The organism is Mycobacterium deserti (assembly GCF_025345615.1).
In the GTDB taxonomy this organism is placed as follows: domain Bacteria; phylum Actinomycetota; class Actinomycetes; order Mycobacteriales; family Mycobacteriaceae; genus Mycobacterium; species Mycobacterium deserti.
The window spans coordinates 1,088,560-1,113,364 of record NZ_JAODWD010000001.1 but is presented as its reverse complement, the minus strand read 5'-3'; the positions used below and the strand labels follow the sequence as shown (position 1 = coordinate 1,113,364).

Here is a 24,805-nt window from a genome sequence, read left to right as displayed (position 1 = left end):
TAACTAGAACAGGTTACAGAAATGGATGTCCGCAGGTCTAGCGGCCGTAGCAACGCGCTCCTCGACACAAATCGTAACGTGTTCTAATCTTCTTTCAGGTCCTTAGCTCCCGGGAGGCAAACCAGTGACGTCCATTGAACAGCGCGACGTGCAGTCGGTCCTAGCCGGCATCGACGATCTGCTGCCGTTGATCGCCAAGCGCGCGCAGGCGGCCGAGGACCTGCGGCGCCTCCCCGACGAGACCGTCAACGAACTCGACGAGGTGGGCTTCTTCAAGCTGTTGCAGCCCGAGCAGTGGGGCGGGCTCCAGTGCGACCCGAGCGCGTTCTACGAGGCTGTCCGCCGCATCGCCAGCGCGTGCGGGTCCACGGGCTGGGTCAGTTCGATCATCGGTGTGCACAACTGGCACCTGGCGCTGTTCGACCAGCAGGCCCAGGACGAGGTCTGGGGTGACGATCCGACCGTTCGGGTGTCGTCCTCGTACGCGCCGATGGGCGCGGGCACGGTTGTCGACGGCGGCTATCTGGTCAGCGGCGCGTGGCAGTGGTCTTCCGGCTGTGATCACGCGACGTGGGCGTTCCTCGGCGGCCCGGTGATCAAGGACGGCCGGCCGGTGGACTTCGGCAGCTTCCTGATCCCGCGCAGCGAGTACCGGATCGACGACGTCTGGAATGTGGTGGGGCTCAAGGGCACCGGTAGCAACACCGTCGTCGTCAAGGACGTCTTCGTTCCGCGCCACCGGTTCCTGTCCTACAAGGCGATGAACGACGGCACCGCGGGCGGATACGAGAACAACACCGCGCCGGTGTACAAGATGCCTTGGGGCACCATGCATCCCACGACAATCAGCGCCCCGATCATGGGAATGGCATACGGCGCCTACGCCGCCCACGTCGAGCACCAGGGCAAGCGAGTGCGCGCCGCGTTCGCCGGCGAGAAGTCCAAGGATGACCCGTTCGCCAAGATCCGCATCGCCGAGGCCGCCAGCGATATCGACGCCGGCTGGCGCCAGCTGATCGGCAACGTCTCCGACGAATACGCCCTGCTGCAGGCGGGCAAGGAGATTCCGTTCGAATTGCGCGCCCGCGCGCGCCGCGACCAGGTGCGTGCGACCGCCCGCGCGATCGCGTCGATCGACCTGCTGTTCGAGGCCTCTGGTGCCACCGCGCTGAATCTCGATCAGCCCGTGCAGCGGTTCTGGCGCGACGCCCACGCGGGTCGGGTGCACGCGGCCAATGAGCCCGAGCGCGCCTATTTGATCTTCGGTAACGACGCCTTCGGGCTGCCGCCGCAGGACACGATGGTTTAAATGACGTCGTATATCCAGGAGACGGAACAGCAGGTCGAGGTCACCTTCGAGTCGACGTCGCGCTACGCGCAGGTGCGTGACGACATGCGGCTGCACTACCACGAAGCCGGCGTCGGCCACGGCGAGACCGTCGTGCTGCTGCACGGCGGCGGGCCCGGCGCCTCGAGCTGGTCGAACTTCAGCCGCAACATCGCGGTGCTGGCCCGCCACTTTCACGTGCTGGCCGTCGACCAGCCCGGCTACGGCCATTCGGACAAGCACACCGAACACGAGCAGTACAACCGCTACAGCGCCACCGCGCTGTTGGGACTGTTCGACCACCTGGGCATCGAACGCGCTGCGCTGGTGGGTAACTCGCTGGGTGGCGGCACCGCGGTCCGCTTCGCGCTCGACAACCCCAACCGGGCCGGGCGCTTGGTGTTGATGGGGCCGGGCGGGTTGAGCGTGAACCTGTTCGCGCCCGATCCGACCGAGGGCGTCAAGCTGCTCGGCAAGTTCACCGCCGAGCCCACGCGCGAAAACATGGAGAAGTTCCTGCGCATCATGGTCTTCGACCAGAAGCTCGTCACCCCGGAATTGATCGACGAGCGGTTCGCCATCGCCAGCCAGCCGGAATCGCTGGCCGCTGCGCGCGCGATGGGAAAGTCGTTCGCGGGTCCCGATTTCGAGCTCGGCATGATGTGGCGCGAGGTGTACAAGCTCCGGCAACGGGTACTCCTCATCTGGGGTCGGGAAGACCGTGTCAATCCGCTTGACGGCGCGCTGGTCGCACTCAAGCAGATCCCGCGGGTGCAACTACACGTCTTCGGGCAGTGCGGGCACTGGGCACAGCTGGAGAAGTTCGACGAATTCAACAAGCTCACCATTGACTTTCTGGGGGAGTAGTAGATGAGCATCCGGTCGCTGGGCTATCTGCGCATCGAGGCCACCGACGTCGGCGCCTGGCGCGAATACGCGCTCAAGGTGCTCGGCATGGTCGAAGGCAAGGGCGCCGTCGACGGCGCGCTGTACCTGCGGATGGACGAGTTCCCCGCCCGGTTGATCATCGTGCCCGGTGAGCACGACCGGCTGCTGGAATCCGGTTGGGAGACCGCGAATGCGGCTGCGTTGCAGGAGATCCGCAGTCGCCTCGACATTCACGGGACGCCGTACAAAGAGGCGAGTGCCGCCGAACTCGCCGACCGCCGCGTCGACGAGATGATCATCTTCGACGACCCGTCGGGCAACACGCTCGAGGTGTTCCACGGCGTGGCGCTGGAGCATCGACGCGTCGTGAGCCCCTACGGCCACAAGTTCGTCACCGAGGAGCAGGGGCTCGGCCACGTGGTGCTGACCACCCGCGATGACGCCGAGACGCTGCACTTCTACCGGGACGTGCTCGGCTTCCACCTCCGCGATTCGATGCGTCTGCCGCCGCAGTTGGTCGGCCGTCCCGCCGACGGCGCGCCGGCGTGGCTGCGCTTCCTGGGGGTGAATCCGCGGCACCACAGTTTGGCCTTCATGCCGGGTGAGACACCCAGCGGGATCGTGCACCTGATGGTCGAGGTCGGCAATGCCGACGACGTCGGGCTCTGCCTGGATCGGGCGCTGCGCCGCAAGGTCAAGATGTCGGCGACCCTGGGCCGGCACGTGAACGACAAGATGCTGTCCTTCTACATGAAGACGCCTGGAGGCTTCGACATCGAGTTCGGCTGCGAGGGACTCGAAGTGGAAGACGACGACAGCTGGGTCGCCCGGGAGAGCACCGCGGTCAGCCTGTGGGGACACGACTTCAGCGTGGGCTTCAAGGGCTAGTGAGTTCTCCGGATATCGACCCCCGCACGTTCCGCAATGTGCTCGGGCAGTTCTGCACGGGCATCACGGTGATCACGACCATGCACGACGGTGCGCCCGTCGGGTTCGCATGCCAGTCGTTCGCGGCGCTTTCGTTGGAACCGCCGCTGGTCCTGTTCTGTCCGACAAAGGTGTCGCGGTCGTGGCAGGCGATCGAGGCCAGCGGGCACTTCTGCGTCAACGTGCTGCACGAGAAGCAGAAGGACGTCTCGGCCCGGTTCGGTTCCAGAGAGCCCGACAAGTTCGCCGGGATCGACTGGCTGCCCTCGGAACTCGGGTCTCCCATCATCTCGGGGACGTTGGCGCACATCGACTGCACGGTGGATTCGGTGCATGACGGCGGCGACCATTTCGTCGTCTTCGGCGCGGTGAAGTCGATGTCGGACGTGCCGCACAGGAAGCCGCGTCCGCTGCTGTTCTACCGGGGGCAATACACCGGGATCGAACCGGACAAGAACACCCCGGCGCACTGGCGCGACGACTTGGAGGCGTTCCTCACCGCCACCACCGAGGACACCTGGCTCTAGATCGAGCCGTTCAGGAAGTCGATGATTGTCTCGGCCACCTCGCGGTGCATCGTGTCGTTCAGAATGTCGTGGCGACCACCGTCAAACGCTTTGAGCTGCAACGGTTCTATTTGTTCCGCGTAGGCGCGGACGGCGCCGATCTGGGCAATCGGATCGTTGACGCCGTGGACGGCCAGGGTCGGCACCGCGAGCTTCGGCAAGTCGGCGCCGAGCCGGTCCCAGGCCCGGTCCAGCTCGCGCGCCAACGGAGCTCCATCGGCGTCGACGAACGCCAGCGGATCGTTTTCGAGCGAGTCGAGATAGAACGGGTCGGCGGACAGCCAACCCGGATCGAGGTCGAACGAGGTGTCGTTGTCGAGCATCCCTGGGACGGGGACCAGCGGGGCGCCGGAGATGACACCGGCGCGGTAACGGTCGGGCTGGCCCAGCAAGCGCAGCAGCGTGACGATCGAACCGAACGAGTGGCCCTGGGCGATCAACGGCAACCCCGGCCTGTGGCGCGAAGCCAGCTCGGTCAGGGTGTCGGCCAGCTCCGAGCTTTGCTCGATGGACCCGAAGTCGCCGCGTTCGCCCTGGCTGAGCCCGTGGCCGAACTGGTCGACTGCCCACAGGTCGATACCGGCGGCGTTGAGGGCGAAGGCGTAGCGGTGATAGACGCCGGTGTGCTCGCCGAAGCCGTGCAGGAAGATGACGGCGGCACGGGGCTCGGCGGCCGGCCAGTGGCGGTAGTACGCCGGGCCTTTCGGATGGTCGAGAAACGGCATGTTCTGACGTTAGCGGCCCCCGAGGAGCACCTCACGCTGATTGGCGACCCGAGTGCGGATCGCCTCGACCACGGCCGCGACCTCGGGCCTGCGCAGCGTTTCGGCGCGGGTGACGAGCCAGTAGGTCAACTGCACGGCCACGTCGGCGGGCAGCACGCGGACCAGGTCCTCGTGGCGGTCGGCCATGAAGCACGGCAGCAACCCGAGTCCGGCGGCGGCGCGCGTCGCCTCCACGTGCACGAAAACGTTCGTGGAGGTGACGGATTCGCGCATGGCGGGAGCGAAGCTCGTCGCCACGTCGAGGTCGTCGACCTGCAGCATCGAATCGATGAAGTAGACCAGGGGATACCGGGCCAGGTCCGCGATGCTCGCTGGCGTGCCGTGCTCGGCGAGGTAGCCGCGCGCGCCGTAGAGGCCGAGGCAGTAGTCGCCGAGTCGAATGGCTTTCGCCCGGTGCACCTTCGGTTCGCCGACCACCACTTCGACGTCCAGGCCCGAGCGCTGCTGGGTGGCGCGTCGCGTCGCGGCCACGATTTCGACGGCAACCCTGGGATGCGCGCGTTGCACTTCAGCGGCGGCCGGGGCGGCGATGTAGGCCGAGAAACCGTCGGTGGCCGATATCCGCACGACGCCTTCCAGTGTCCGACGGCCTCCGGTGTCGACGGTCAGGGACCGGACGGCCGACTCGACGGCTTCTGCGGCCGAGAGCGCTTCGCGCCCGAGGTCGGTGAGCTCCCATCCGCCGGCCACCCGGGCCAAGACCCGACCGCCCAGTGTCTGCTCGAGTGCCGCGATGCGTCGCGAGATCGTCGTGTGGTTGAGGCCGAGTTCCTCGGCGGCGGTGTTGTAGCGGCCGGAGCGACCGACGGCCAGCAACACCAGGAGGTCGTCGGCGCTGGGCCTTCGACCGGGCGGCTCGATCGCAGGAGACGGCACAAGTGCATTTTTGCAGATCGCTCCTGCAGTTTTGGCCATTGCGGGCGGTGGGTATCTGCACGGATACTCACAAGCATCTGTGTCCGCCATCACAGTCGAAGGAGCACTCGATGAGCGTCACCAACGAGCCAACGGGCAGCGATTCCGCGTCCGTATCGACCGGCCTCAAACGCGTCGTGGTCGCCTCGATGGCGGGCACCGTCGTCGAGTGGTACGAGTTCTTTCTCTACGCCACGGCGGCCACGCTCGTATTCAACAAGGTGTTCTTCGCCGAAGGGACCAGCGAGGCCAGTGGGCTCATCGCCGCGCTGCTGACCTATGCGGTCGGCTTCGTGGCGCGGCCCCTTGGCGGCATAGTGTTCGGGCACTTCGGCGACAAGTACGGCCGCAAGAAACTGCTCCAGTTCGCCATCCTGCTCGTCGGCGCGGTGACCTTCCTGATGGGGTGTCTGCCGACCTATGCGCAGATCGGAGTATGGGCGCCGATCCTGCTCGTCGTCCTGCGGTTCATGCAGGGCTTTGCAGTCGGCGGTGAATGGGGCGGCGCGGTCTTGCTCGTCGCCGAGCACAGCCCGAACAAGGACCGCGCGTTCTGGGCCAGCTGGCCGCAGGCCGCGGTCCCTGTTGGCAACATGCTCGCCACTGTCGTGCTGCTGGTGCTGACCAACGTATTGCCCGACGATGCCTTCCTGTCGTGGGGATGGCGCGTGGCGTTCTGGTTGTCCGCGGTCGTGGTGCTCGTCGGCTACTACATCCGCACCAAGGTCACCGACGCGCCGATCTTCATCGCGGCCCAAGAAGAGGTCGAACGGGTCAAAGCCGTGTCATACGGCGTGTTCGAGGTGCTGAGGCGTTACCCCCGCGGCGTTTTCACCGCGATGGGTCTGCGGTTCGCCGAGAACATCATGTACTACCTCGTCGTCACGTTCTCGATCGTCTACCTCAAGACTCACGTCGGTGCCGACACCAGCGACATCCTGTGGTGGCTGTTGGCCGCGCATGCGGTGCACTTCCTGGTGATCCCGCAGATCGGTCGGTTGTCCGACCGCTATGGTCGCAGGCCGGTGTACATCGTCGGCACCATTCTGGCGGCCACATGGGGCTTCTTCGCCTTCCCGATGATGAACAGCGGCGACTATCTGCTGATCATGGGCGCGGTCATCCTCGGCTTGGTGATCCACGCCTTCATGTACGCACCGCAGCCGGCGATCATGGCCGAGATGTTCCCCACCCGGATGCGGTATTCCGGCGTGTCGCTTGGCTATCAGGTCACCTCGATCGTCGCCGGATCGCTGGCACCGGCGATCGCCACCTGGTTGCTCGACAAGTTCGGTACGTGGGTGCCGATCGCGGTCTATCTTGCAGGCGCTGCGGCGATCACGCTGGTGGCCGCATGGTTCACCCGCGAGACCAACGGCATCGACCTGAAGGCCCTCGACGAGGCAGATCGCGAGCAGCTCGCCAAGGCGGGCGTCGTATGACCGATCTCGCCGGACGCACCGCGCTGGTCACCGGTGGTGCGAGCGGGATCGGCGCGGCCTGTGCGCGGGAACTCGCCTCACGCGGCGCGACGGTCACGGTCGCCGACCTCGACGACGTCGGTGCCAAGTCGGTCGCCGACGAGATCGGCGGAAAGGCCTGGGCCGTCGACCTTTCCGATGTCACCGCCCTCGAAGATCTCAAGCTCGAAACCGACATCCTGGTCAACAATGCCGGGATTCAGCACGTCAGCCCGATCCCGGACTTTCCGCCCGAACGGTTCAGGTTCATGCTCGCTCTGATGGTGGAGGCACCGTTCCTCCTGATCCGCGCTGCGCTGCCGCACATGTACGAGCGCAAGTTCGGCCGGATCATCAACATCTCCTCGGTGCACGGCCTGCGGGCGTCGGAGTACAAATCCGCGTACGTCACGGCCAAACACGCGTTGGAAGGTTTGTCGAAGGTGACCGCACTCGAAGGCGGTCCCCACGAAGTCACGAGCAACTGTGTCGATCCGGGGTACGTTCGGACCGCGTTGGTGACCAAGCAGATCGGGGACCAGGCGCGCACGCACGGCATCGGTGAGGACGAGGTTGTGGAGAACATCCTGTTGAAGGAGAGCGCCATCAAGCGTCTCGTGGAGCCCGAAGAGGTTGCGTCGCTGGTGTGCTGGCTCGCCGCACCGGCCGCAGGGATGGTGACGGGAGCGTCCTACACCATGGACGGCGGCTGGAGCGCGCGATGACGGCGACGCCGCAATGGGAGCCGACCGAACAGGACATCACCGAAGCACGGGTGACCGACTTCGCGCGGTTCGTGGACCAGGATTCCGACTACCGCTCGTTGTGGCAATGGTCCGTCGACCAGCCCGCGGCGTTCTGGGGCGCGCTCTGGGACTACTTCGATCTCGGTGAGCGTCCCGAGCAGGTGCTGAGCGACGACACGATGCCCGGTGCGACGTGGTTCGCGGGCACCCGGCTCAACTACGTCGACCAGGTCATCCGCAACGCCCGCACCGACCGACCGGCGATCATCTACGTGGGTGAGGACAGCACCACCGAGCTTTCCTGGGCCGAGTTAATCGGTCGCACAGCGGCTTTCGCTCGAAAGCTGCGCTCGCTGGGCGTATCTCCCGGCGACCGGGTGATCGGCTACGTGCCCAACATCCCGGAAGCGGTCATCGCGTTCCTGGCAACGGCGAGCATCGGTGCGATCTGGAGTGCCTGCGGGCAGGATTACTCGGCCAAGGCCGCGCTGGACCGCCTCGGCCAACTCGACCCGGTCGTGCTGGTCACTGCGGACGGCTACCGGTACGGCGGCAAGTACCACGACAAGAGCGCCGACATCGCCGCTCTCAGAGACGGACTGCCGACGCTGCGCGCAACGGTGATGGCCTCAGAACTGACCGAAACCGACGACGGCGAACTCGACACCGAACCCGTCGAGTTCGACCATCCGCTGTGGATCTTGTTCTCGTCCGGCACCACGGGGCTTCCGAAGGGCATCATGCACGGGCACGGCGGTGTCGTGCTCGAGCACCTCAAGGCCATCGCCCTGCAGTCCGACATCGGTAGTGACGACGTCTTCTTCTGGTATACGAGTCCGAGTTGGATGATGTGGAATTTCCAGGTCGCCGGTCTGCTCGTCGGCGCGACGATCGTCTGCTACGACGGCAGCCCCAACCATCCGAAGCCGGATATGTTGTGGGACATCGCCGCTCGTGTCGGTGCGACGGTTCTGGGAACCAGCCCCGGCTACGTGCTCGGCTGCGCCAAGGCGGGCGCGGTACCCCGCAAGGAGCATGACCTGTCGGCGTTGAGGCTCGTCGGGATCACGGGATCCTCGCTGCCACCGTCGTCGTCGCTGTGGCTGAGCGACAACGTCGGCGAGCACATCCAGGTGGCGTCGATAAGTGGTGGTACCGATGTGGTGTCGGCATTCATCGGTGGCGTCCGTACGGTGCCGGTATGGCCCGGCGAACTGTCTGCGCCGTATCTGGGCTGTGCACTCGATTCGTGGGACGAATCCGGCAGTTCGGTCCGAGGGGAGGTGGGGGAACTCGTCATCACCAAGCCGATGCCGTCGATGCCGGTCGCGTTCTGGAATGATGCCGACGGAAGCCGTTATCGCAGCGCATATTTCGAGACGTTTCCGGGCGTCTGGCGCCACGGCGACTGGATCACCATCACCGATCACGGCAGCGTCATCGTGCACGGGCGGTCGGACTCCACGCTGAACCGGCACGGGATCCGCATGGGCAGCGCCGACATCTATCAGGCGGTCGAGCGGCTGCCGGAAGTGGCCGAGGCCCTGGTCATCGGCGCCGAGCAGCCCGACGGCGGATACTGGATGCCGTTGTTCGTGGTGCTCGCCGATGACGCCGACCTGACCGACGAGCTGCGTGAGCGCATCAAGAAGACCATCCGCGATGAGGTATCGCCCCGGCATGTGCCCGACGAGGTGATCGTCGCTCCAGGCGTCCCACACACACGCACGGGTAAGAAGCTCGAGGTGCCGATCAAGAAACTTTTCCAAGGCGCCGATGCGGCGAAAGTCGTGGAGCGCAGCGCCGTCGATGATCCGGCGCTGCTGGATTGGTACGTCACGCAGCGTCGAACGTAACCAAGTCGACGCTGAGTCGGCCTTCGAGCTGGCTGACTCTTCGGATGGGCGGGCCGGGAAGTGGCGGCGCCGTGGATCGGTATGTCGCGCCGGTAGGCGTGGTGAACGCTGCGCGGTGTCGGCCGTCGCGTTCACTGGTCGTCACCGTCCATCCACGAGCTTCCTTGGTATAGTTGCAGGCCTCGCAGACTCCGAGGTCATTACGCGCGCTGGTGGGCCCGGCCCGGTGCTTGGGCACCGCGTGGTCGCGATGGCGAATCGGGGCGTTACAGAAGGGTGTCCGGCAAGTTTGATCACGCAGCCCGATGAATGCCGCCAGCCCCTTGGGAAAGATGCGAGCCTGCGACTCCAACGCGACGATTTGTCCGCTGCGCGGATGGCGGTACAGGCGGCGCAGCATGGCCTTGGCGGCGGCGTCGGTGGTCGCATCACCGATCAACCCCCTGGCGATTGCGGCGGGGACGGTGCCGTATTCCTCGAGCCAAGCGGGCGAGTCGTCGTCACCGGCGAGTGTGGTGTCGGCCATGACGAGGTTCAGCGTCACGTCGACCGGTTGCGCGGCGGGGCGGCCCGTCACCCGCTCCACCAACTCGTCCGCCATGATCTGGCCGCTGGAGCGGTCGTCGAACGTGGTGTCAGCGGCGCGCTTCAACGCTGCATACACGCTCACGCCCTGCCGCACCGGCAAGAGCGCCTTCACCCAGGTCATCGTGTCGGGCGCCGGGCGAATGGTCACGCACCGGTCTGAGGCGGCCTTGGAGCTTCGGTCCACCACGGCGCCGACGTCGAGTTTACAAGCGATCTTCTTGGCTTCGGCAGCGATCCGCTTGTCGCCCCAGCCGTCGAGGCGGGTTGTGTCGCCGCACATCTCGGCATCCAAATGGCGGCGATGCTCGACGCTCAGACACGCCGGTTCGCGCACGATCAGGGTGGCCCGCCATTCCGACAGCACTCCCGACTCCAAAGCCGCAAGGGTATAGGGCATCTCCTCGACCAAGGCGGTGGCAAGCCCGAGGTGGCGGCCTCCCTGCGCCGGAGCATCCCGGCGCGCCAACGCCACTTCCGCAGCGAGCCCTCGCCCGCGCCGGCTTGCAGGCACCCCGGCAGCCACTTCGGCGGCACGACGCTTTGTCCTCCACAACGCGGTGGCGCGAGCCTGCGCCGCCGCAGCGGCGGACTTCAGGCGCTCCAAGCGCTCGACGTCCGCCCTCAGCTGAGCCTCACTGGCGGCCGGGTCGATATCGAACAGACTTTCGAACACATTTTCGACTGTACGCCGTCGCACCGAACAAACCTGCCGGCGTTCTATCCGAGCCAGGCGCCGATCCGCTCGACGGCTTCGGCGATGTCGCTCGTCGGCCCGGCGAACGACAGCCGTACGAACGAGCCGCCTCGTGTCGGGTCGAAGTCGATGCCGGGTGCGATCGCTACGCCCGTGTCTTTCAACAGCTTCGAGCAGAACGACAGCGAATCCGTGGTCAGCTGCGAAACGTCGGCATAGACGTAGAAGGCGCCGTCGGTCGGAGCCAGCCGGTCGATGCCGATACCGCGCAGGCCGTCGAGCAACAACGTGCGGTTCGCCGCGTAATGGTGCAGCAGCGCGTCGGACTCTGCGATCGACTCCGGGCGAAACGCCGCGACCGCGGCGAGCTGAGGCAGCGTCGGCGGGCAGATCGTGAAGTTGCCGGTCAGACAGTCGACCGCACGCTGCAGTTCCTGCGGCACGAGCAGCCAGCCCAGCCGCCACCCGGTCATCGCGAAGTACTTCGAAAAGCTGTTGACCACAACGGCATCGCGCGATGTCGTCCAGGCGCAGCTGGTGGCGGGGGCGCCCTCGTAGACGAGCCCGTGGTACACCTCGTCGCTGATCAGCCGCGCACCGGTCGCGCTGCACCATGTGGCGATCGCGGCCAACTCGTCGGGTGGGATCACGGTGCCGGTGGGGTTGGCCGGGCTCGCGACGATCACACCCTGCACGGGCGGGTCGAGCTCGGCGAGCATCGGTGCGGTCGGCTGGAATCGGGTCTCGGGCCCGCAGGGGATCTCGACCACCTCGCAGCCCAGCGCCGAGAGGATGTTGCGGTAACAGGGGTAGCCGGGGCTGGCGATCGCCACGCGGTCGCCCACGTCGAAGCAGGCCAAGAACGCCAACAGGAAACCGCCGGAGGATCCGGTCGTAACCACGACGTCGGCGGGGTCCACTGTCAGCCCGTGCCGATCCTGGTAGGAGCGCGCAATCGCGGCGCGCAACTCCGGAATACCGAGAGCCACGGTGTATCCGAGGACGGTGTTGTCCAATGCCGCTTTGGCGGCTTCGCGCACGGCGGTGGGCGCGCCCGCGCTGGGTTGGCCCGCCGACAGATTCACGAGGTCGCCGTGGCTGCGCTGGCGTTCGGCCGCGGCCAGCCATACGTCCATCACATAGAACGGCGGGATGCCCGCCCGAAGCGCGACGCGGTCACTCATTGCAGCCAGGCTAACCCGTGGCTAGCAGCACTAACTAGAGCACCTCGGATTCGAGTCGACGCAGATGCTCCCGGGGGGCACCGAGCAACTGCGCGCTGCTGTGGGCGCGTTTGAAGTACAGCTGGATGTCGTGCTCCCAGGTGATCGCGATGCCGCCGTGCATCTGCACGGCTTCTGCCGCGATCTTCGAGAACGCCTCGCTGGCGGTGATCCGCGCCAGCGCAGCCGACGACGGGGACGGCTCGGCGATCGCTTCGTCGACGACGGCGCGCGCGGACTGCACCGCGACGTACAGATCGGCCATCCTGTGCTTGAGCGCCTGGAAGCTACCGATCGGTCTGCCGAACTGCACGCGGTCCTTGGTGTACTCGACCGTCAGCTCAAGGCAGCGCGAAGCCGCGCCGATCTGCTCGGCGGCCACCAGAACCGCTGCGATATCGACTAATCCGGGGTCGGCCGCAAGATCGCTGGTCTCCTCCGGTTCGACGCGCGCGAGCCGACGGGTCGGGTCCATGGCCTCGACGCGGTGCGCGGTGAAGCTGGTCCACCTCGTCAGTCGTTCACCGTCGGCGGCGATCACGACGTCGGCGACGTCGCCGTGCACAACGTTGTCGGCGTCGAATACGACCGCGCCGATCTTCGTGCCCTCGGCCAAAGCTTCGAGCGCGTCGCCGTCGGGTTCGTCGGCGCTGAGCAGCGCCAGCTCCGCCAGCGTCGTGCCGAGCAGCGGCGTGGGAACCAGTCTCTTGCCCAACTCCTCGAGCACGACGGCCGCGTCGGCCAGTTCACCACCCGCACCGCCGAGCTCCTCGGGCACCACCAGCGCGGCCGCGCCGACCTGCTCGCACAACAACTTCCACAGCGACTCGTCGTATCCACGTTCAGATCCCATGGCCTCGCGCACCGCGGCGGGCGCGGCGTGCTTCTCGACCAGAGCCGCGACGGTCTCGCGCAGCAGTTCGCGTTCTTCGCTCACGACAGGGCCTCCAAGACGCGTCGACGGTGCACTGTCGGATCACCCCACGCTGACCGCAGTGCCTGCACCCGCAGCAGCCACAGAGAAAGGTCGTGCTCCTGGGTGAAGCCGATGGCACCGTGGGTCTGCAGCGACGCCCGCGCCGCCAACAGCGCGGCGTCAGCGGCGGCGGCCTTCGCCGCGCTGACATCGCGCGCGGTGTCGGTCGAACCGTCGGCCAGCGACAGCGCCGCGCCGTACACCAACGGCCGCGCCAGTTCGACCGCGATAAGCACGTCGGCCAGCTTGTGCTTGATCGCCTGATACGTGCCGATCACCTTGCCGAACTGGCTGCGCTGCTTGGCATAGTCGACCGACATGTCGAGCATCGCCTGGCCCGCTCCGACCAACTGCGCGGCCGTGGCCAGCGCGCCGAACTCATAGGCGCGACCCACATCGGCCTTGGTCGCTTCGCCGGAACCGGTGATAGCGAACAGCTTTCGACTCGGATCGACCGATTCGTGCTGTTCGTTCGGCGTCGCATCTCGCACCTCGCCATCGGCGGCCAGCAGCGTCAGTCCCGCTGAGTCCGCGTCGACTGCCCGAGGCACCAGGGGTGGCATTGCCACCGTCGCGATCAATTCGCCCGCGGCCAGGGCCGCGCTCCTGTCGTCGTCGGCAAGCAGAACCGGTGCGACGGCGATGGATTCGACCACCGGCCCGGGCACGCACCAGCGTCCGAGCCGCTCGAGCGCGACGACGAGATCGACCGGGTGGGCCTCGATGCCGTCAAACTTCTCCGGCACCATCAGTGCGGTGACGCCGAGGTCGGCTAGTTGCGCCCACACCTTGCGGCCGCGCGCGGTGTCACCGGCCGCCCACGCTCGCACCGCACCCGGCAGGTCGGCCGCGCCGAGCGCGGCATCGATGCTCGCGGCGAAGTCGCGCTGCTGTTCGTCCAGTTCGAAGTTCATTCATCTACTTTCGGGGGAGTCCCAGCAAACGCTCGGCGATGATGTTGCGCTGAATCTCGTTGGTGCCGGCGTAGATCGGGCCGCCCAGCGAGAACAGCAGTCCGTCGGTCCATGCGTCCGCCAGCTCGCCGTCGGCGCTGCGCAGGTCGAGTGCGGTTTGATGGATCGCCACGTCGAGGTCGGACCAGAACACCTTGGTCACCGATGACTCGGCCCCCAGCTCGCCGCCACCGGCGACCCGCGTGACGGTGCCGAACGTGTGCAGCCGGTACGCCTGCGCCTTGATCCAGGCGTCGGCGACGCGATCGGCGTATGCCGGGTCGGGGTTGTCCTTCCACAGCGCGACAAGCCGTTCCGCGGGTGCGAGAAACCGTGCGGGGCTGCGCAGTGACATGCCGCGCTCGTTGCTCGACGTGCTCATGGCGGCACGCCAGCCGTCATGGACATCGCCGATCACATCGGCGTCGGGCACGAAAACGTCGTCGAGGAAGATCTCCCCGAATCCGGTGTCGCCGCCGAGCTGCGCGATGGGTCGTACCGTGACGCCGTCCGCCTTCAAGTCGAACATGAAGTACGTGAGCCCGCGGTGTCGTTCGGCTTCAGGATCGGACCGGAACAGCCCGAATGCCCGCTCCCCGAACGGAGCTCGCGAACTCCAGATCTTCTGGCCGTTGAGCAGCCAGCCGCCGTCGGTCCGGGTCGCCGTCGACCGCAGTGACGCGAGGTCACTGCCGGACTCCGGCTCGGACCACGCCTGCGCCCAGATCTCCTCGCCGCTGGCCATCTTCGGCAGCACTCGGTCGAGCTGCTCGGAGGTGCCGTGCGCGAAAAGGGTTGGCGCGAGCATCGACGTGCCGTTGGCGCTGGCGCGGCCGGGAGCGCCCGCGCGGAAGTACTCCTCTTCGTAAACCACCCACTGCAAGAGCGTGGCGTCACGACCGCCGTACTTCTCGGGCCAGGTGATCACCGACAGACCGGCGTCAAACAGGACCTTGTCCCAACGCCGGTGCTGCTCGAAACCCTCGGCGGTGTCGTAGGACTTCGTCGGGAACGAGTCCCGGTTGGCCGCGAGGAATTCGCGCACCTCGGTCTGGAACTCACGAGTGGCGTCGTCGAAATTCAGGTCCATCAGGCCCTCTCCCTCAGCAGCGGCTTGACCACCTTGCCGCCCGGATTGCGCGGCAGCGACTCGAGGAACTCCACCGATCGCGGTGTCTTGAAGTTCGCCAAATGCTGTTTTGCGTATGCGATCACGGTCTCTTCGTCGAGCGTCGCGCCGGCCTTGGTGACGATGAAGGCCTTGCCCACCTCACCGAGTCGCTCGTCGGGCACTCCGATCACGGCCGATTCGGCCACTCCGTCCAGCCGCGCCAGCACCTGCTCGATCTCGGCCGGGTAGACGTTGAACCCACCGCAGATGTACATGTCCTTGAGTCGGTCGGTGATCCTGAGGTTGCCGTTCTCGTCGACGGCGCCGACATCGCCGGTGTGCAGCCAGCCGTCGGCGTCGATCGCCGCGGCGGTGGCCTCCGGGTCGTCGAGATAGCCGAGCATGACGTTGGGGCCGCGCAACAGCACCTCTCCCGTCTCGCCGGCGGCGGTGCCGTTGTCGATGCGCAACTCGAAATCGGCGATCGGGCGCCCGCACGTCGTCGCGACTGTGACGGCGTCGTCGTCGGCACGGCACATCGTGCCGAACCCGCTGGCCTCGGTGAGGCCGTATGCGGTCAGCACGATGTCGATGTCCAACTCAGCCTGCATGCGTTCGATCAGCACGACCGGGATGACGGCGGCCCCGGTGACCGAGAACCGCAGCGAGGTCAGGTCGTACTCGTGGCGCTTGGGGTGATCGAGCAGGGTGGAGAAGATGGTCGGCGGGCCGGGCAGCACGGTGATTCGGTGCTCCTGCACCGCGCGCATGGTCGCTTCGGGATCGAAGGTCAGTTGTGGGATCAGTGTCGCGCCCGTCTGCAGGCAGGCGAGGATGCCCGCCTTGTAGCCGAAGTTGTGGAAGAACGGGTTGATGCACAGGTAGCGGTCGTCGCTGGTGAGCTGCCCGCATTCCGCCCACGCCGCGGGCGCGTCGAGCGACTGCCGGTGCGCGCACAGCGCGCCCTTGCTCCGGCCGGTGGTGCCGGAGGTGAACAGGATGTCGGACACGTCGTCGGGCCGCACCGCGGCGGCCCGCAGGTCGACCGCGCTCAGCTCGCCGCCACGGGCCACGAAGTCGTCCCATGTGCCGTCGTCCTTATCGATCGGAACACGCACAACATCGCGCAGGGCGGGCAGCGCGTCGCGGTCGACGGAGGCGGCCTTGTCCGCACCGAGGAACTCGCCCGACGCGATCAGCAGCGGTGCACCCGTTCGAGCCAGGATGTCGGTTGCCTCGCTGGCGGTGTAGCGGGTGTTCAGCGGTACCAGCACGCCGCCCGCGTAGTGGGTGGCCAGGCAGGCGACGACCCAGTGCCAGGTGTTGGGGGACCAGATCGCGACCCGGTCTCCCGCGGCGATACCCAGGTCGATCATGGCGGCGGCAGCACTGCGCACCTCGTCCCGTAATTCGGCGTAGGTGAACCGCCGCTCGTCGGTGACGAGCGCGTCGTGGTCGGAAAACCGGTCGGCGATCCGGTCCAGGACCTGGGGAATGGTCCGCAGGTCGTCCCCCGCTCGCGGGTGGTGCCCCGAGGTCATCGCCGCTCCTCTAACAAAGCAAGTGCTTGGTAGGTTAGCCTACAAGGGTGATTGAGGTCGAGGAGTTCCGGGCCGAGGTCCGCCAGTGGCTGGCCGACAATCTCGTCGGCGAGTACGCCGCGCTCAAGGGGCTCGGCGGACCGGGCCGGGAGCACGAGGCGTTCACCGAACGGCTGGCGTGGAACCAGAAGCTGGCCGCCGCCGGGCTGACGTGTCTCGGCTGGCCCGAGGAGCACGGCGGCCGCGGACTGGCCGTCGCGCACCGAGTCGCGTTCTACGAGGAATACGCGATCGCGAACGCCCCCGCGAAGGTCAATCACTTCGGTGAAGAACTGCTCGGGCCCACGCTGATCGCCTGGGGTACGCCCGAGCAGCAGAAGCGATTCCTGCCGAAGATCCTCGACGTCACCGAGCTGTGGTGCCAGGGCTATTCGGAGCCGGGTGCCGGTAGCGACCTGGCCAACGTGTCGACCACTGCAGAACTCGACGGCGACCAGTGGGTGATCAACGGGCAGAAGGTGTGGACATCGCTGGCGCACTGGGCGCAGTGGTGCTTCGTTGTGGCCCGCACCGAGAAGGGCTCCAAACGTCATGCCGGGCTGTCGTATCTGCTGGTGCCGTTGGACCAGCCGGGTGTCGAGGTGCGGCCCATCGTTCAACTGACCGGGGACTCCGAATTCAACGAGGTGTTCTTCGACGACGCCCGCACCGATGCCTCGATGGTGGTCGGTGCGCCGGGCGACGGCTGGCGCGTCGCGATGGGCACGCTGACGTTCGAGCGTGGCGTGTCGACTCTTGGTCAGCAGATCGAGTACGCCCGTGAGCTGTCCGCCGTCGCCGAGCTCGCCAAGAGCAACGGCGCAGCTGACGATCCACTGATCCGCGAACGCCTGACACGGTCCTGGGTGGGTCTGCGGACCATGCGGTCCTACGCGCTGGCCACCATGGACGTCGAGCAGCCGGGCCAGGACAACGTCTCAAAGCTGTTGTGGGCCAACTGGCATCGTGAGCTGGGCGAGATCGCCATGGAGGTACGGGGACGCGACGGGTTGACACTGACCAACGGCGACTTCGACGAATGGCAGCGGCTGTTCCTGTTCTCCAGGGCGGACACCATCTACGGCGGCTCCAACGAAATCCAACGCAACATCATCGCTGAGCGCGTGCTCGGCCTGCCACGAGAGGTCAAAGGATGAGCCTCACCGAAGCACCGAAAGAGATTGAGGGCCACGGGCTTCTCACCGGCAAGGTCGTGGTCGTCACGGCCGCGGCAGGCACCGGCATCGGATCGGCGGTCGCGCGGCGGGCGCTGGCCGAAGGCGCCGACGTGGTGGTCTCCGACCACCACGAGCGACGGCTGGGGGAGACCCGTGACCAACTGGCGGAACTGGGCCAGGGCAGGGTCGAGAGTGTGGTGTGCGACGTGACGTCGACCGCGCAGGTCGACGCGTTGATCGCCTCGACCACCGCCCGGATGGGGCGCCTTGACGTCTTGGTCAACAACGCGGGCTTGGGTGGACAGACTCCCGTCGTCGACATGACCGACGAGGAGTGGGACCGCGTTTTCAACGTGACGTTGACGTCGGTGATGCGTGCGACGCGCGCGGCGCTGCGGTACTTCCGCGGGGCGGACCACGGTGGCGTGATCGTCAACAACGCCAGCGTGCTTGGCTGGCGCGCGCAGCACTCCCAGTCGCACTACGCCGCGGCCAAGGCCGGCGTGATGGCGCTAACCCGGTGCAGCGCAATCGAAGCTGTCGAGTACGGAGTGCGGATCAACGCGGTATCACCGAGCATCGCCCGGCACAAGTTCCTGGAGAAGACTAGTTCCTCGGATCTGCTGAACCGGCTGTCCGAAGGCGAGGCGTTCGGGCGTGCGGCCGAGCCGTGGGAGGTGGCCGCCACCATCGCGTTCCTGGCCAGCGACTACTCCAGTTACCTGACCGGCGAGGTCATCTCGGTGTCGAGCCAGCGGGCCTGACCGACCGCGATCTCCACGGAATCTTCACAAACGCTGCCAGGAAGCCCCACATCCGGCCCCTACAGTCGGATGTGTGAAGCGAATCCTGGTGGTCGAGGACGAGCCGACCATTCTGGACGCCGTCGCGACTCGGCTGCGTGCCGAGGAATTCCTGGTCGAGACCGCCGTCGACGGACCGTCAGCCGTCGCCGCGGCTTCGGCATCCCAACCGGACCTCGTGGTGCTCGACGTGATGTTGCCGGGCTTCGACGGGTTCGAGGTGTGCAGGCGGATCCAGGCCGTGCAGCCCATCCCAGTGCTGATGCTGACCGCGCGAACCGACGAGACCGACATGTTGATCGGGCTGGGCATCGGCGCTGATGACTACCTCACAAAGCCGTTCAGCATGCGCGAACTCGTCGCTCGCGTCCGGGTGCTTCTGCGCCGGGTCGACCGCACCGACCCGGCCCAACCCCTGTGGGTTGGTGACCACCGGATCGACCTGCAGGCTCGCAGAGTTCACAAGGGCGACAACGAAATCCATTTGACACGAACCGAATTCGATCTCCTCATCTTCTTGGCGGGCCGGCCGCGCACGGCGGTCTCCCGCGATGCCCTACTCGAACACGTGTGGGGGTGGGGATCAGGGGTGGAGAGCAGGACCGTCGACACCCACGTAAAGGCGTTGCGTCGCAAGCTCGGCTCAGAACTCATCCGCACCGTGCACGGGGTCGGGTACGCGCTGGAGCTACCGCGTTGAGCAGGCTCGCCGCCGTGTGGGATCGGCTGCCGCGGCCACTGGATCCCTTCAGCTCGTTCAAGGTCAAGATGGCCCTTCTCGTCGGCAGCGCGATCACCCTTGCCGCGTTCACATTCTGGATCGGCGCGAGCTGGCAGTTCCGCTGGGCATTGCTGGCCGCGCTGGCCACCTCACTCGCACTCACCCAATTCCTCGCCCACGGCATGACGTCGCCGCTGCGGCAGATGACCGCGGCCGCGCGCGCCATGGCCCGCGGTGACTACAGCGCGCGCGTCCGCGCCACGTCCAGGGACGAGATCGGGCAGCTTGCGGCGGCGTACAACCAGATGGCGGCCGATCTGGGCGCGGCCGATGAATATCGACGCGGTCTCATCGCCAACGTCTCGCACGAGCTTCGGACCCCCATCACGGCGCTGCACGCGCTGCTGGAGAACGTCGTCGACGGCATCGCGGAGCCGGACGACAAGACGATGCGGATGGCGCTGTCGCAGACCGAGCGACTCGGCGAGTTGGTGACCAACCTGCTCGACTTATCTCGGCTCGAAGGCGGCGCCATTGCGTTGCAGCCCAGCATATTCGGCGTCAAGGAGTTTCTCGAGGAGGCCATCGACCACGTCGCGGTGGCAGGCGATGGAGTGCAGGTGTCAGTGCAGGTGTCGCCTCCGGATCTGGCTGCCGTCGCCGATCAGGCCCGCCTGCGGCAGGTGGTCGTCAACCTGGTTGACAACGCCATCCGGCACAGCCCTGCGGGCGCCAAGGTCTCCGTGATCGCGAGTGCGGCGCAGCCGACGGGCCTTCGGGTCGAGGTGTGCGACGAAGGACCTGGGATTGCGCCCGCCGAACGTGAACGCGTGTTCCAGCGCTTCACCAGGGGGGCGACGTCGGCAGGTGGTACCGGACTCGGTTTGGCGATCGCCCGCTGGGCGGTCGAATTGCACGGCGGCGCCATCGAAGTGATGGACGCCAGGACTGGTTGCCGAATCGGGGTCACCATCCCCGCGCCGGCGGTAGGCGAGGAACAACGATGACCACACCGCAGAGCACGATCTACCCAGGCTGGTACGGGGCACCGCAAGGGCCGCCGCCACCGCCGCCCCCTCCGATGCTCGGTCCGCAACGGCCGCGGTACCGCGAGCCTGGTTGGACCATCTGGCCGCACCGGATCTGGCCGCTCGACCCGCTGGCCGCCGCTCCGCGCCGACTGCTGATGCTGGCGCTTGTCGTGGGCGTGGTGGGTGCCGCGTTCTGGCGAGTCTCGGTGCTCAGCGTGGGCTATCCCCTGATCGGTCTGATGGTCCTCAGCGTCGTGTACGGCACCGCCGAGCGTCGTCCGACCTGCAGTGAATGGCTCGGGATCACGGTCACGGTTGCGCTACTCGCGGTGCCCGCACTGCTCGCCGCGGAATGGCTTGGGCTGCTTTGTGTTCTGGCTGCATGGCTCGTCGGCTGGGGCACGCTGGCGGGCGGCCGGACGTGGACCGCCGCCTTCACCGGGCCCTTCGTGCCGTGGCTGCTGCCCGCCCGGGTGATCGGGTGGGTTCGTCGCGCCGTCCCCGAAGGCGGACTCGTGTGGCGTGGGCGGCCAAGCGCGGTCCGGATCGGCATCGTTGCAACCGTCACCGTTGTGCTCGCGTTGGTGTTCGGGGGTCTGTTCGCGTCCGCCGACCCGGCCTTCGCGCGGTTGGTAGGCCTGTTGGTGCCCGAGTGGAACCCTTTCGAGGCTTATGCCCGCGCCCTGGTGTGCGGGATCGTGGTGTGCTTCGTCCTGTTCGGCGGCTACCTGGTGCGCTTCGCTCCCAAACTCGATGCGCTGGCGCCGCGTCCGATGCGCCCATTGCCGAACTGGGAGTGGGCGTTGCCCCTTGCGGTGCTCGACGTGCTGTTCATCGGGTTCGTCGCCGTTCAGGCCACGGTGCTGTTCGGCGGGCATGCGCACGTCCTGCAGACCGAAGGACTGACGTACGCCGAGTACGCCCGCCAGGGCTTCTGGCAGCTGCTGGGGGTGTCCGCGCTGACGCTTCTGGTGCTCAGCGGCGTCATCCGGGTGGCAAGGCGGCAGGCCGCATCGGATCGGCGACTCTTGCGTATCCTCGTCGGAATCCTCTGTGCCACATCGGTTGTGGTGGTAATCTCGGCGATCCACCGGATGTGGCTGTATCAGCAGGCCTACGGGTTCAGTACCGAGCGCCTCATGGTGATCACCATCGAATTGTGGCTCGGCGCGGTGTTCATCCTCGTCGCCGCCGCAGGTATCCGGATGACGGGGCGGTGGTTGCCGCGCGCGATCCTGATGGCGGGCGCGGTGGCGCTCCTGGGCCTCGCGGCGACGAATCCCGAGCGGTTGATCGCCGAACGCAACATCGACCGGTACGAGCAGACCGGCGTGTTGGACACCGCCTACCTGTTTCGGCTGTCCTCGGACATCGAGCCGGCGCTGGCCCGGCTACCCGGACCCATGCGCGTGTGCGCGATGTACCGCAGTGACGACCGGGACCCGTGGTACGAGTTCAATCTGTCGCGTTGGCGTGCCACGCACGACGGCACGCCGCGCGGCGACGAGTGCAGCCAGTACCGGCGGAAATCCCGCTGACATCCCGGGTTACCTAGCAAGCGCTTGGTTGCTATCCTGGTCGGGTGGACAGGGCGCTTCCGAGTCGGCGCGACGAGCTGCTCGAACTCGCCGCGACGATGTTCGCCGACCGCGGACTGCGCGCGACCACGGTGCGCGACATCGCCGACTCGGCAGGCATCCTGTCCGGCAGTCTCTATCACCACTTCGCGTCCAAAGAGGAAATGGTCGACGAGGTGCTGCGCGGCTTTCTGGACTGGTTGTTCGCGAGGTACCAGGAGATCATCGACACGGAACCGAACCCGCTCGAGCGGCTCAGGGGCCTTTTCATGGCGTCGTTCGAAGCGATCGAACATCGTCACGCGCAGGTTGTCATCTACCAGGACGAAGCTAAGCGGCTGTCGTCGCAGGCCCGGTTCTCCTACGTGGATGAGCGCAACAAAGAGCAGCGCAAGATGTGGATGGACGTGCTCAATCAGGGCATCGAGGAGGGCCACTTCCGCCCAGATCTCGACGTCGACCTCGTCTACCGATTTATCCGTGACACCACGTGGGTTTCGGTTCGCTGGTATCAGCCGGGCGGCCCGCTCACGGCCGAAGAGGTCGGCCGACAGTACCTAGCCATCGTTCTCGGCGGCATCACCAAAAAAGGAGCCTGATATGCCTGAGGCATACGTCATCGACGCGGTACGCACCGCCGTCGGCAAGCGCAACGGATCGCTCGCCGGAGTTCATCCCGTCGACCTCGGCGCCGCAGGGTGGCGCGGGCTGTTCGACCGCAACGACGTCGATCCGGGCGCCGTCGACGACGTGATCGCCGGCTGCGTCGACGCCATCGGAGCACAGGCGGGCAACATCGCCCGGCTGTCGTGGCTGGCCGCCGGGTACCCCGAAGAGGTCCCAGGCGTCACCGTCGACCGGCAGTGCGGTTCCAGCCAGCAGGCCATTTCGTTTGGCGCTCAGGCGATCCTGTCCGGCACCGCCGACCTGATCGTGGCCGGCGGTATGCAGAACATGAGCCAGATCCCGATCTCCTCGGCGATGACCGCCGGCGAGCAGTACGGATACACCTCGCCCACCAACGAGTCGAAGAGTTGGCTGCACCGCTACGGCGATCAGGAGATCTCGCAGTTCCGCGGGGCGGAGCTGATTGCGGAGAAGTGGAACATCTCGCGCGAGGAGATGGAGGAGTACTCGCTGGCCAGCCACCAGCGGGCACAGGAGGCTATCCGCGCAGGCCATTTCGAAAACGAAATCATCCCCGTCGACGGCTTCGTCACTGACGAGGGACCGCGCGACACCTCGCTGGAGAAAATGGCCGGTCTCAAGACGCTCACCGACGGCGGCCGCTTGACCGCGGCCATGGCCAGCCAGATCTCCGACGGGGCCAGTGCGGTACTGCTGGCCTCCGAGCAGGCCGTCAAGGACCACAACCTCAAGCCCCGCGCCCGAATTCATCACATCAGCGCCCGCGGCGCAGACCCGGTGTTCATGCTCACCGGCCCGATCCCCGCGACCCGCTATGCGTTGGACAAGACTGGGCTGTCGATCGACGACATCGACACCGTCGAGATCAACGAGGCGTTCGCGCCGGTCGTCATGTCGTGGCTGAAGGAGACCAAGGCCGACCATGCGAAGGTCAACCCCAGCGGCGGTGCGATCGCGCTTGGCCACCCCCTTGGTGCGACGGGCGCGAAGCTGTTCGCGACGATGCTGAACACGTTGGAGCGCATCGGCGGTCGCTACGGACTGCAGACGATGTGCGAAGGCGGCGGCACCGCCAACGTCACGATCATCGAGCGCCTGTAGGAGCTCGCGAGCAGTCAGTGGTCGTGGATGATCACGCCGCGGATGTTGCGGCCCGCGAGCATGTCGTCGTAACCCTCGTTGATGTCGTTGAGCTTGTACTCGGTGGTGACGGTCTCGTCGAGTAGCAGCTTGCCTTCGCGATACAGGTTCAGCAGCCGAGGAATGTCCGCGCGGGGATTGGCCTCCCCGTAGAGGCTGCCGAGCAGCCGCTTCTGGAACAGGGTCATCATCGCCATCGGCAGCGTCGGCGTCACGTCGGCCATCGAGGCGATCGCGGTCATGACCACCGCGCCGCCCTTGCGCACGATGTTCATCGCGTCGTTGAGCATCGGCCCTTCCAGCACACCCAGCGTCAGCAGCGCAGAGTCGGCCATCACACCGCGGGTGATCTCGGCGACCAACTCGGTCGCCTCCTCGATCGACGTCACGAAGTCGGTGGCGCCGAACTCGAAAGCCTTGTCGCGCTTGGCTTCGACGATGTCGACGACGACGATCCGCTCCGCGCCTGCGAGCCGCGCGCCTTGAACAGCGCCGCTGCCGATTCCTCCACAGCCGATCACGACGACGGTGTCACCGGGGGTGACGTCTGCGGTGTTGACGGCCGACCCCCAGCCGGTCATCACACCGCAACCCAGCAGGCAGGCCCGGGACAGCGGCAGGTCGTCGTCGATCTTGACGACCGACGCTTCAGCCAGGGTTCCGTACTGCGAAAAGCTTCCTACGCCCGCCATGATGCCGACGTCCTGGCCGCGGACCTTGCGCCGGTATGTGCCGTCGGCCTGCACCCCGATCAGGATCAGCGCGCCGAGATCGCAGAGGTTCTGGTGTCCGCTGGCACACCAGCGGCAGCGGCCACACGCAGGCAGGAACGACGTCACGACATGGTCGCCGACCGCGAGGTCGCGCACACCCGGCCCGATCTCCTGAACGATGCCCGCACCCTCGTGACCCCCGATCATCGGCAGGGGCACTCCGGCGAGGTCGCCGGTCACGACATGGTGGTCCGAGTGACACAGACCGGTGGCCTCGAAGGAGACGAGGACCTCGCCCTCCTTCGGCCCGTCGAGGTCGACCTCCTCGACGCTCCACTTCTCGTTGAGTCCCCACAGAACGGCGGCGTTGGTCTTCATGCGCCATGAGTCTAGGGAAGC

The 24,805-nt window shown here is 66.7% G+C and carries 23 protein-coding genes; 14 read left to right on the top strand and 9 right to left on the bottom strand.

From position 1 onward, the window contains the following. The first annotated feature begins 124 nt into the window (after positions 1-124). From hsaA to hsaB, 4 genes are read left to right on the top strand one after another with little or no spacing between them, the layout of a single operon-like run. Positions 125-1,309, top strand: coding sequence for a 3-hydroxy-9,10-secoandrosta-1,3,5(10)-triene-9,17-dione monooxygenase oxygenase subunit (gene hsaA, locus N4S67_RS05615; RefSeq protein WP_260991901.1), 1,185 nt, complete (start codon positions 125-127; stop codon positions 1,307-1,309). Then, a complete protein-coding gene (gene hsaD, locus N4S67_RS05610) occupies positions 1,310-2,194 on the top strand; it encodes a 4,5:9,10-diseco-3-hydroxy-5,9,17-trioxoandrosta-1(10),2-diene-4-oate hydrolase (RefSeq protein ID WP_260991900.1) in 885 nt (294 codons plus the stop codon). A gap of 3 nt (positions 2,195-2,197) precedes the next feature. Next, entirely contained in the window at positions 2,198-3,103 is a 906-nt protein-coding gene (hsaC, locus tag N4S67_RS05605; protein ID WP_260991899.1) for an iron-dependent extradiol dioxygenase HsaC, read from the top strand. Further along, positions 3,103-3,669 (top strand): 3-hydroxy-9,10-secoandrosta-1,3,5(10)-triene-9,17-dione monooxygenase reductase subunit, encoded by a 567-nt coding sequence (gene hsaB, locus N4S67_RS05600; RefSeq protein WP_260991898.1) that lies wholly within the window; start codon positions 3,103-3,105, stop codon positions 3,667-3,669. Before hsaC ends, hsaB begins: the two co-directional genes overlap by 1 nt. Here the strand turns inward: hsaB and N4S67_RS05595 are convergent. Further along, positions 3,666-4,433: a lysophospholipase gene (locus N4S67_RS05595; protein WP_260991897.1), complete on the bottom strand. Its 768-nt coding sequence runs from the start codon at positions 4,431-4,433 to the stop codon at positions 3,666-3,668. The genes hsaB and N4S67_RS05595 overlap by 4 nt on opposite strands. Positions 4,434-4,442: 9 nt before the next feature. After that, on the bottom strand, positions 4,443-5,408 hold the full coding sequence (locus tag N4S67_RS05590) for a LysR family transcriptional regulator (protein ID WP_260991896.1): 966 nt from the start codon (positions 5,406-5,408) through the stop codon (positions 4,443-4,445). A gap of 71 nt (positions 5,409-5,479) precedes the next feature. Between N4S67_RS05590 and N4S67_RS05585 the strand changes: the two genes are divergently transcribed. Genes N4S67_RS05585 through N4S67_RS05575 form a run of 3 tightly spaced genes read left to right on the top strand, consistent with a single transcriptional unit; the run spans position 5,480 to position 9,470 of the window. After that, positions 5,480-6,850 (top strand): MFS transporter, encoded by a 1,371-nt coding sequence (locus N4S67_RS05585; RefSeq protein ID WP_260991895.1) that lies wholly within the window; start codon positions 5,480-5,482, stop codon positions 6,848-6,850. Further along, entirely contained in the window at positions 6,847-7,593 is a 747-nt protein-coding gene (locus N4S67_RS05580; RefSeq protein ID WP_260991894.1) for a 3-hydroxybutyrate dehydrogenase, read from the top strand. Before N4S67_RS05585 ends, N4S67_RS05580 begins: the two co-directional genes overlap by 4 nt. Continuing rightward, on the top strand, positions 7,590-9,470 hold the full coding sequence (locus N4S67_RS05575; RefSeq protein WP_260991893.1) for an acetoacetate--CoA ligase: 1,881 nt from the start codon (positions 7,590-7,592) through the stop codon (positions 9,468-9,470). Before N4S67_RS05580 ends, N4S67_RS05575 begins: the two co-directional genes overlap by 4 nt. On the opposite strand, the gene N4S67_RS05570 is transcribed toward N4S67_RS05575, so the two are convergent. Genes N4S67_RS05570 through fadD3 form a run of 6 tightly spaced genes read right to left on the bottom strand, consistent with a single transcriptional unit; the run spans position 9,451 to position 16,556 of the window. Continuing rightward, positions 9,451-10,731: a 13E12 repeat family protein gene (locus tag N4S67_RS05570; RefSeq protein ID WP_260991892.1), complete on the bottom strand. Its 1,281-nt coding sequence runs from the start codon at positions 10,729-10,731 to the stop codon at positions 9,451-9,453. The genes N4S67_RS05575 and N4S67_RS05570 overlap by 20 nt on opposite strands. Before the next feature lie 44 nt (positions 10,732-10,775). After that, entirely contained in the window at positions 10,776-11,936 is a 1,161-nt protein-coding gene (locus N4S67_RS05565; protein WP_260991891.1) for a pyridoxal phosphate-dependent aminotransferase, read from the bottom strand. Positions 11,937-11,970: 34 nt separating this feature from the next. Then, positions 11,971-12,912: an acyl-CoA dehydrogenase IpdE2 gene (gene ipdE2 / locus N4S67_RS05560; RefSeq protein WP_260991890.1), complete on the bottom strand. Its 942-nt coding sequence runs from the start codon at positions 12,910-12,912 to the stop codon at positions 11,971-11,973. Further along, positions 12,909-13,865, bottom strand: a complete 957-nt coding sequence (locus tag N4S67_RS05555; protein ID WP_260991889.1) for an acyl-CoA dehydrogenase family protein — start codon at positions 13,863-13,865, stop codon at positions 12,909-12,911. Before N4S67_RS05555 ends, ipdE2 begins: the two co-directional genes overlap by 4 nt. 4 nt (positions 13,866-13,869) lie before the next feature. Continuing rightward, positions 13,870-14,994, bottom strand: coding sequence for an acyl-CoA dehydrogenase family protein (locus tag N4S67_RS05550; protein WP_260991888.1), 1,125 nt, complete (start codon positions 14,992-14,994; stop codon positions 13,870-13,872). Next, complete coding sequence (gene fadD3 / locus N4S67_RS05545; RefSeq protein ID WP_260991887.1) at positions 14,994-16,556, bottom strand: 3-((3aS,4S,7aS)-7a-methyl-1,5-dioxo-octahydro-1H-inden-4-yl)propanoate--CoA ligase FadD3; 1,563 nt, start codon at positions 16,554-16,556, stop codon at positions 14,994-14,996. Before fadD3 ends, N4S67_RS05550 begins: the two co-directional genes overlap by 1 nt. A 47-nt stretch (positions 16,557-16,603) precedes the next feature. Here fadD3 and ipdE1 point away from each other — a divergent pair, with 47 nt between their 5' ends. The 7 genes from ipdE1 to fadA6 all read left to right on the top strand — a co-directional run bounded on the left by ipdE1 (position 16,604) and on the right by fadA6 (position 23,654). Continuing rightward, positions 16,604-17,752: an acyl-CoA dehydrogenase IpdE1 gene (gene ipdE1 / locus N4S67_RS05540; RefSeq protein WP_260991886.1), complete on the top strand. Its 1,149-nt coding sequence runs from the start codon at positions 16,604-16,606 to the stop codon at positions 17,750-17,752. Further along, the gene (gene ipdF, locus N4S67_RS05535) at positions 17,749-18,537 is read left to right on the top strand and encodes a (5R,7aS)-5-hydroxy-7a-methyl-1-oxo-2,3,5,6,7,7a-hexahydro-1H-indene-carboxyl-CoA reductase (RefSeq protein ID WP_260991885.1); all 789 of its coding nucleotides are present in this window, start codon (positions 17,749-17,751) and stop codon (positions 18,535-18,537) included. The genes ipdE1 and ipdF overlap by 4 nt, the downstream gene beginning before the upstream one ends. A gap of 73 nt (positions 18,538-18,610) precedes the next feature. Then, positions 18,611-19,276 (top strand): response regulator transcription factor, encoded by a 666-nt coding sequence (locus tag N4S67_RS05530; RefSeq protein WP_260991884.1) that lies wholly within the window; start codon positions 18,611-18,613, stop codon positions 19,274-19,276. A gap of 68 nt (positions 19,277-19,344) precedes the next feature. Then, positions 19,345-20,304 carry a HAMP domain-containing sensor histidine kinase gene (locus tag N4S67_RS05525; protein ID WP_390893250.1) on the top strand — a complete coding sequence of 320 codons (960 nt, stop codon included), beginning with the start codon at positions 19,345-19,347 and terminating at the stop codon, positions 20,302-20,304. Beyond that, positions 20,301-21,866, top strand: coding sequence for a DUF4153 domain-containing protein (locus N4S67_RS05520; protein ID WP_260991882.1), 1,566 nt, complete (start codon positions 20,301-20,303; stop codon positions 21,864-21,866). Before N4S67_RS05525 ends, N4S67_RS05520 begins: the two co-directional genes overlap by 4 nt. A gap of 44 nt (positions 21,867-21,910) precedes the next feature. Next, a complete protein-coding gene (kstR2, locus tag N4S67_RS05515) occupies positions 21,911-22,504 on the top strand; it encodes a TetR family transcriptional regulator KstR2 (RefSeq protein ID WP_260991881.1) in 594 nt (197 codons plus the stop codon). A 1-nt stretch (position 22,505) separates the two neighbouring features. Next, a complete protein-coding gene (gene fadA6 / locus N4S67_RS05510; protein WP_260991880.1) occupies positions 22,506-23,654 on the top strand; it encodes a steroid 3-ketoacyl-CoA thiolase FadA6 in 1,149 nt (382 codons plus the stop codon). A 14-nt stretch (positions 23,655-23,668) separates the two neighbouring features. On the opposite strand, the gene N4S67_RS05505 is transcribed toward fadA6, so the two are convergent. After that, on the bottom strand, positions 23,669-24,784 hold the full coding sequence (locus N4S67_RS05505; RefSeq protein ID WP_260991879.1) for an NDMA-dependent alcohol dehydrogenase: 1,116 nt from the start codon (positions 24,782-24,784) through the stop codon (positions 23,669-23,671). Positions 24,785-24,805 lie beyond the last annotated feature (21 nt).

What these genes read in the sequence shown, in the direction of transcription:
- hsaD (WP_260991900.1), top strand. Translation starts at nt 1,310, where the DNA reads ATGACGTCGTATATCCAGGAGACGGAACAGCAGGTCGAGGTCACCTTC.
- hsaC (WP_260991899.1), top strand. Translation starts at nt 2,198, where the DNA reads ATGAGCATCCGGTCGCTGGGCTATCTGCGCATCGAGGCCACCGACGTC.
- N4S67_RS05595 (WP_260991897.1), bottom strand. Translation starts at nt 4,433, where the DNA reads ATGCCGTTTCTCGACCATCCGAAAGGCCCGGCGTACTACCGCCACTGG.
- N4S67_RS05590 (WP_260991896.1), bottom strand. Translation starts at nt 5,408, where the DNA reads ATGGCCAAAACTGCAGGAGCGATCTGCAAAAATGCACTTGTGCCGTCT.
- N4S67_RS05585 (WP_260991895.1), top strand. Translation starts at nt 5,480, where the DNA reads ATGAGCGTCACCAACGAGCCAACGGGCAGCGATTCCGCGTCCGTATCG.
- N4S67_RS05580 (WP_260991894.1), top strand. Translation starts at nt 6,847, where the DNA reads ATGACCGATCTCGCCGGACGCACCGCGCTGGTCACCGGTGGTGCGAGC.
- N4S67_RS05575 (WP_260991893.1), top strand. Translation starts at nt 7,590, where the DNA reads ATGACGGCGACGCCGCAATGGGAGCCGACCGAACAGGACATCACCGAA.
- N4S67_RS05565 (WP_260991891.1), bottom strand. Translation starts at nt 11,936, where the DNA reads ATGAGTGACCGCGTCGCGCTTCGGGCGGGCATCCCGCCGTTCTATGTG.
- N4S67_RS05555 (WP_260991889.1), bottom strand. Translation starts at nt 13,865, where the DNA reads ATGAACTTCGAACTGGACGAACAGCAGCGCGACTTCGCCGCGAGCATC.
- N4S67_RS05550 (WP_260991888.1), bottom strand. Translation starts at nt 14,994, where the DNA reads ATGGACCTGAATTTCGACGACGCCACTCGTGAGTTCCAGACCGAGGTG.
- fadD3 (WP_260991887.1), bottom strand. Translation starts at nt 16,556, where the DNA reads ATGACCTCGGGGCACCACCCGCGAGCGGGGGACGACCTGCGGACCATT.
- ipdF (WP_260991885.1), top strand. Translation starts at nt 17,749, where the DNA reads ATGAGCCTCACCGAAGCACCGAAAGAGATTGAGGGCCACGGGCTTCTC.
- N4S67_RS05525 (WP_390893250.1), top strand. Translation starts at nt 19,345, where the DNA reads ATGGCCCTTCTCGTCGGCAGCGCGATCACCCTTGCCGCGTTCACATTC.
- N4S67_RS05520 (WP_260991882.1), top strand. Translation starts at nt 20,301, where the DNA reads ATGACCACACCGCAGAGCACGATCTACCCAGGCTGGTACGGGGCACCG.
- fadA6 (WP_260991880.1), top strand. Translation starts at nt 22,506, where the DNA reads ATGCCTGAGGCATACGTCATCGACGCGGTACGCACCGCCGTCGGCAAG.
- N4S67_RS05505 (WP_260991879.1), bottom strand. Translation starts at nt 24,784, where the DNA reads ATGAAGACCAACGCCGCCGTTCTGTGGGGACTCAACGAGAAGTGGAGC.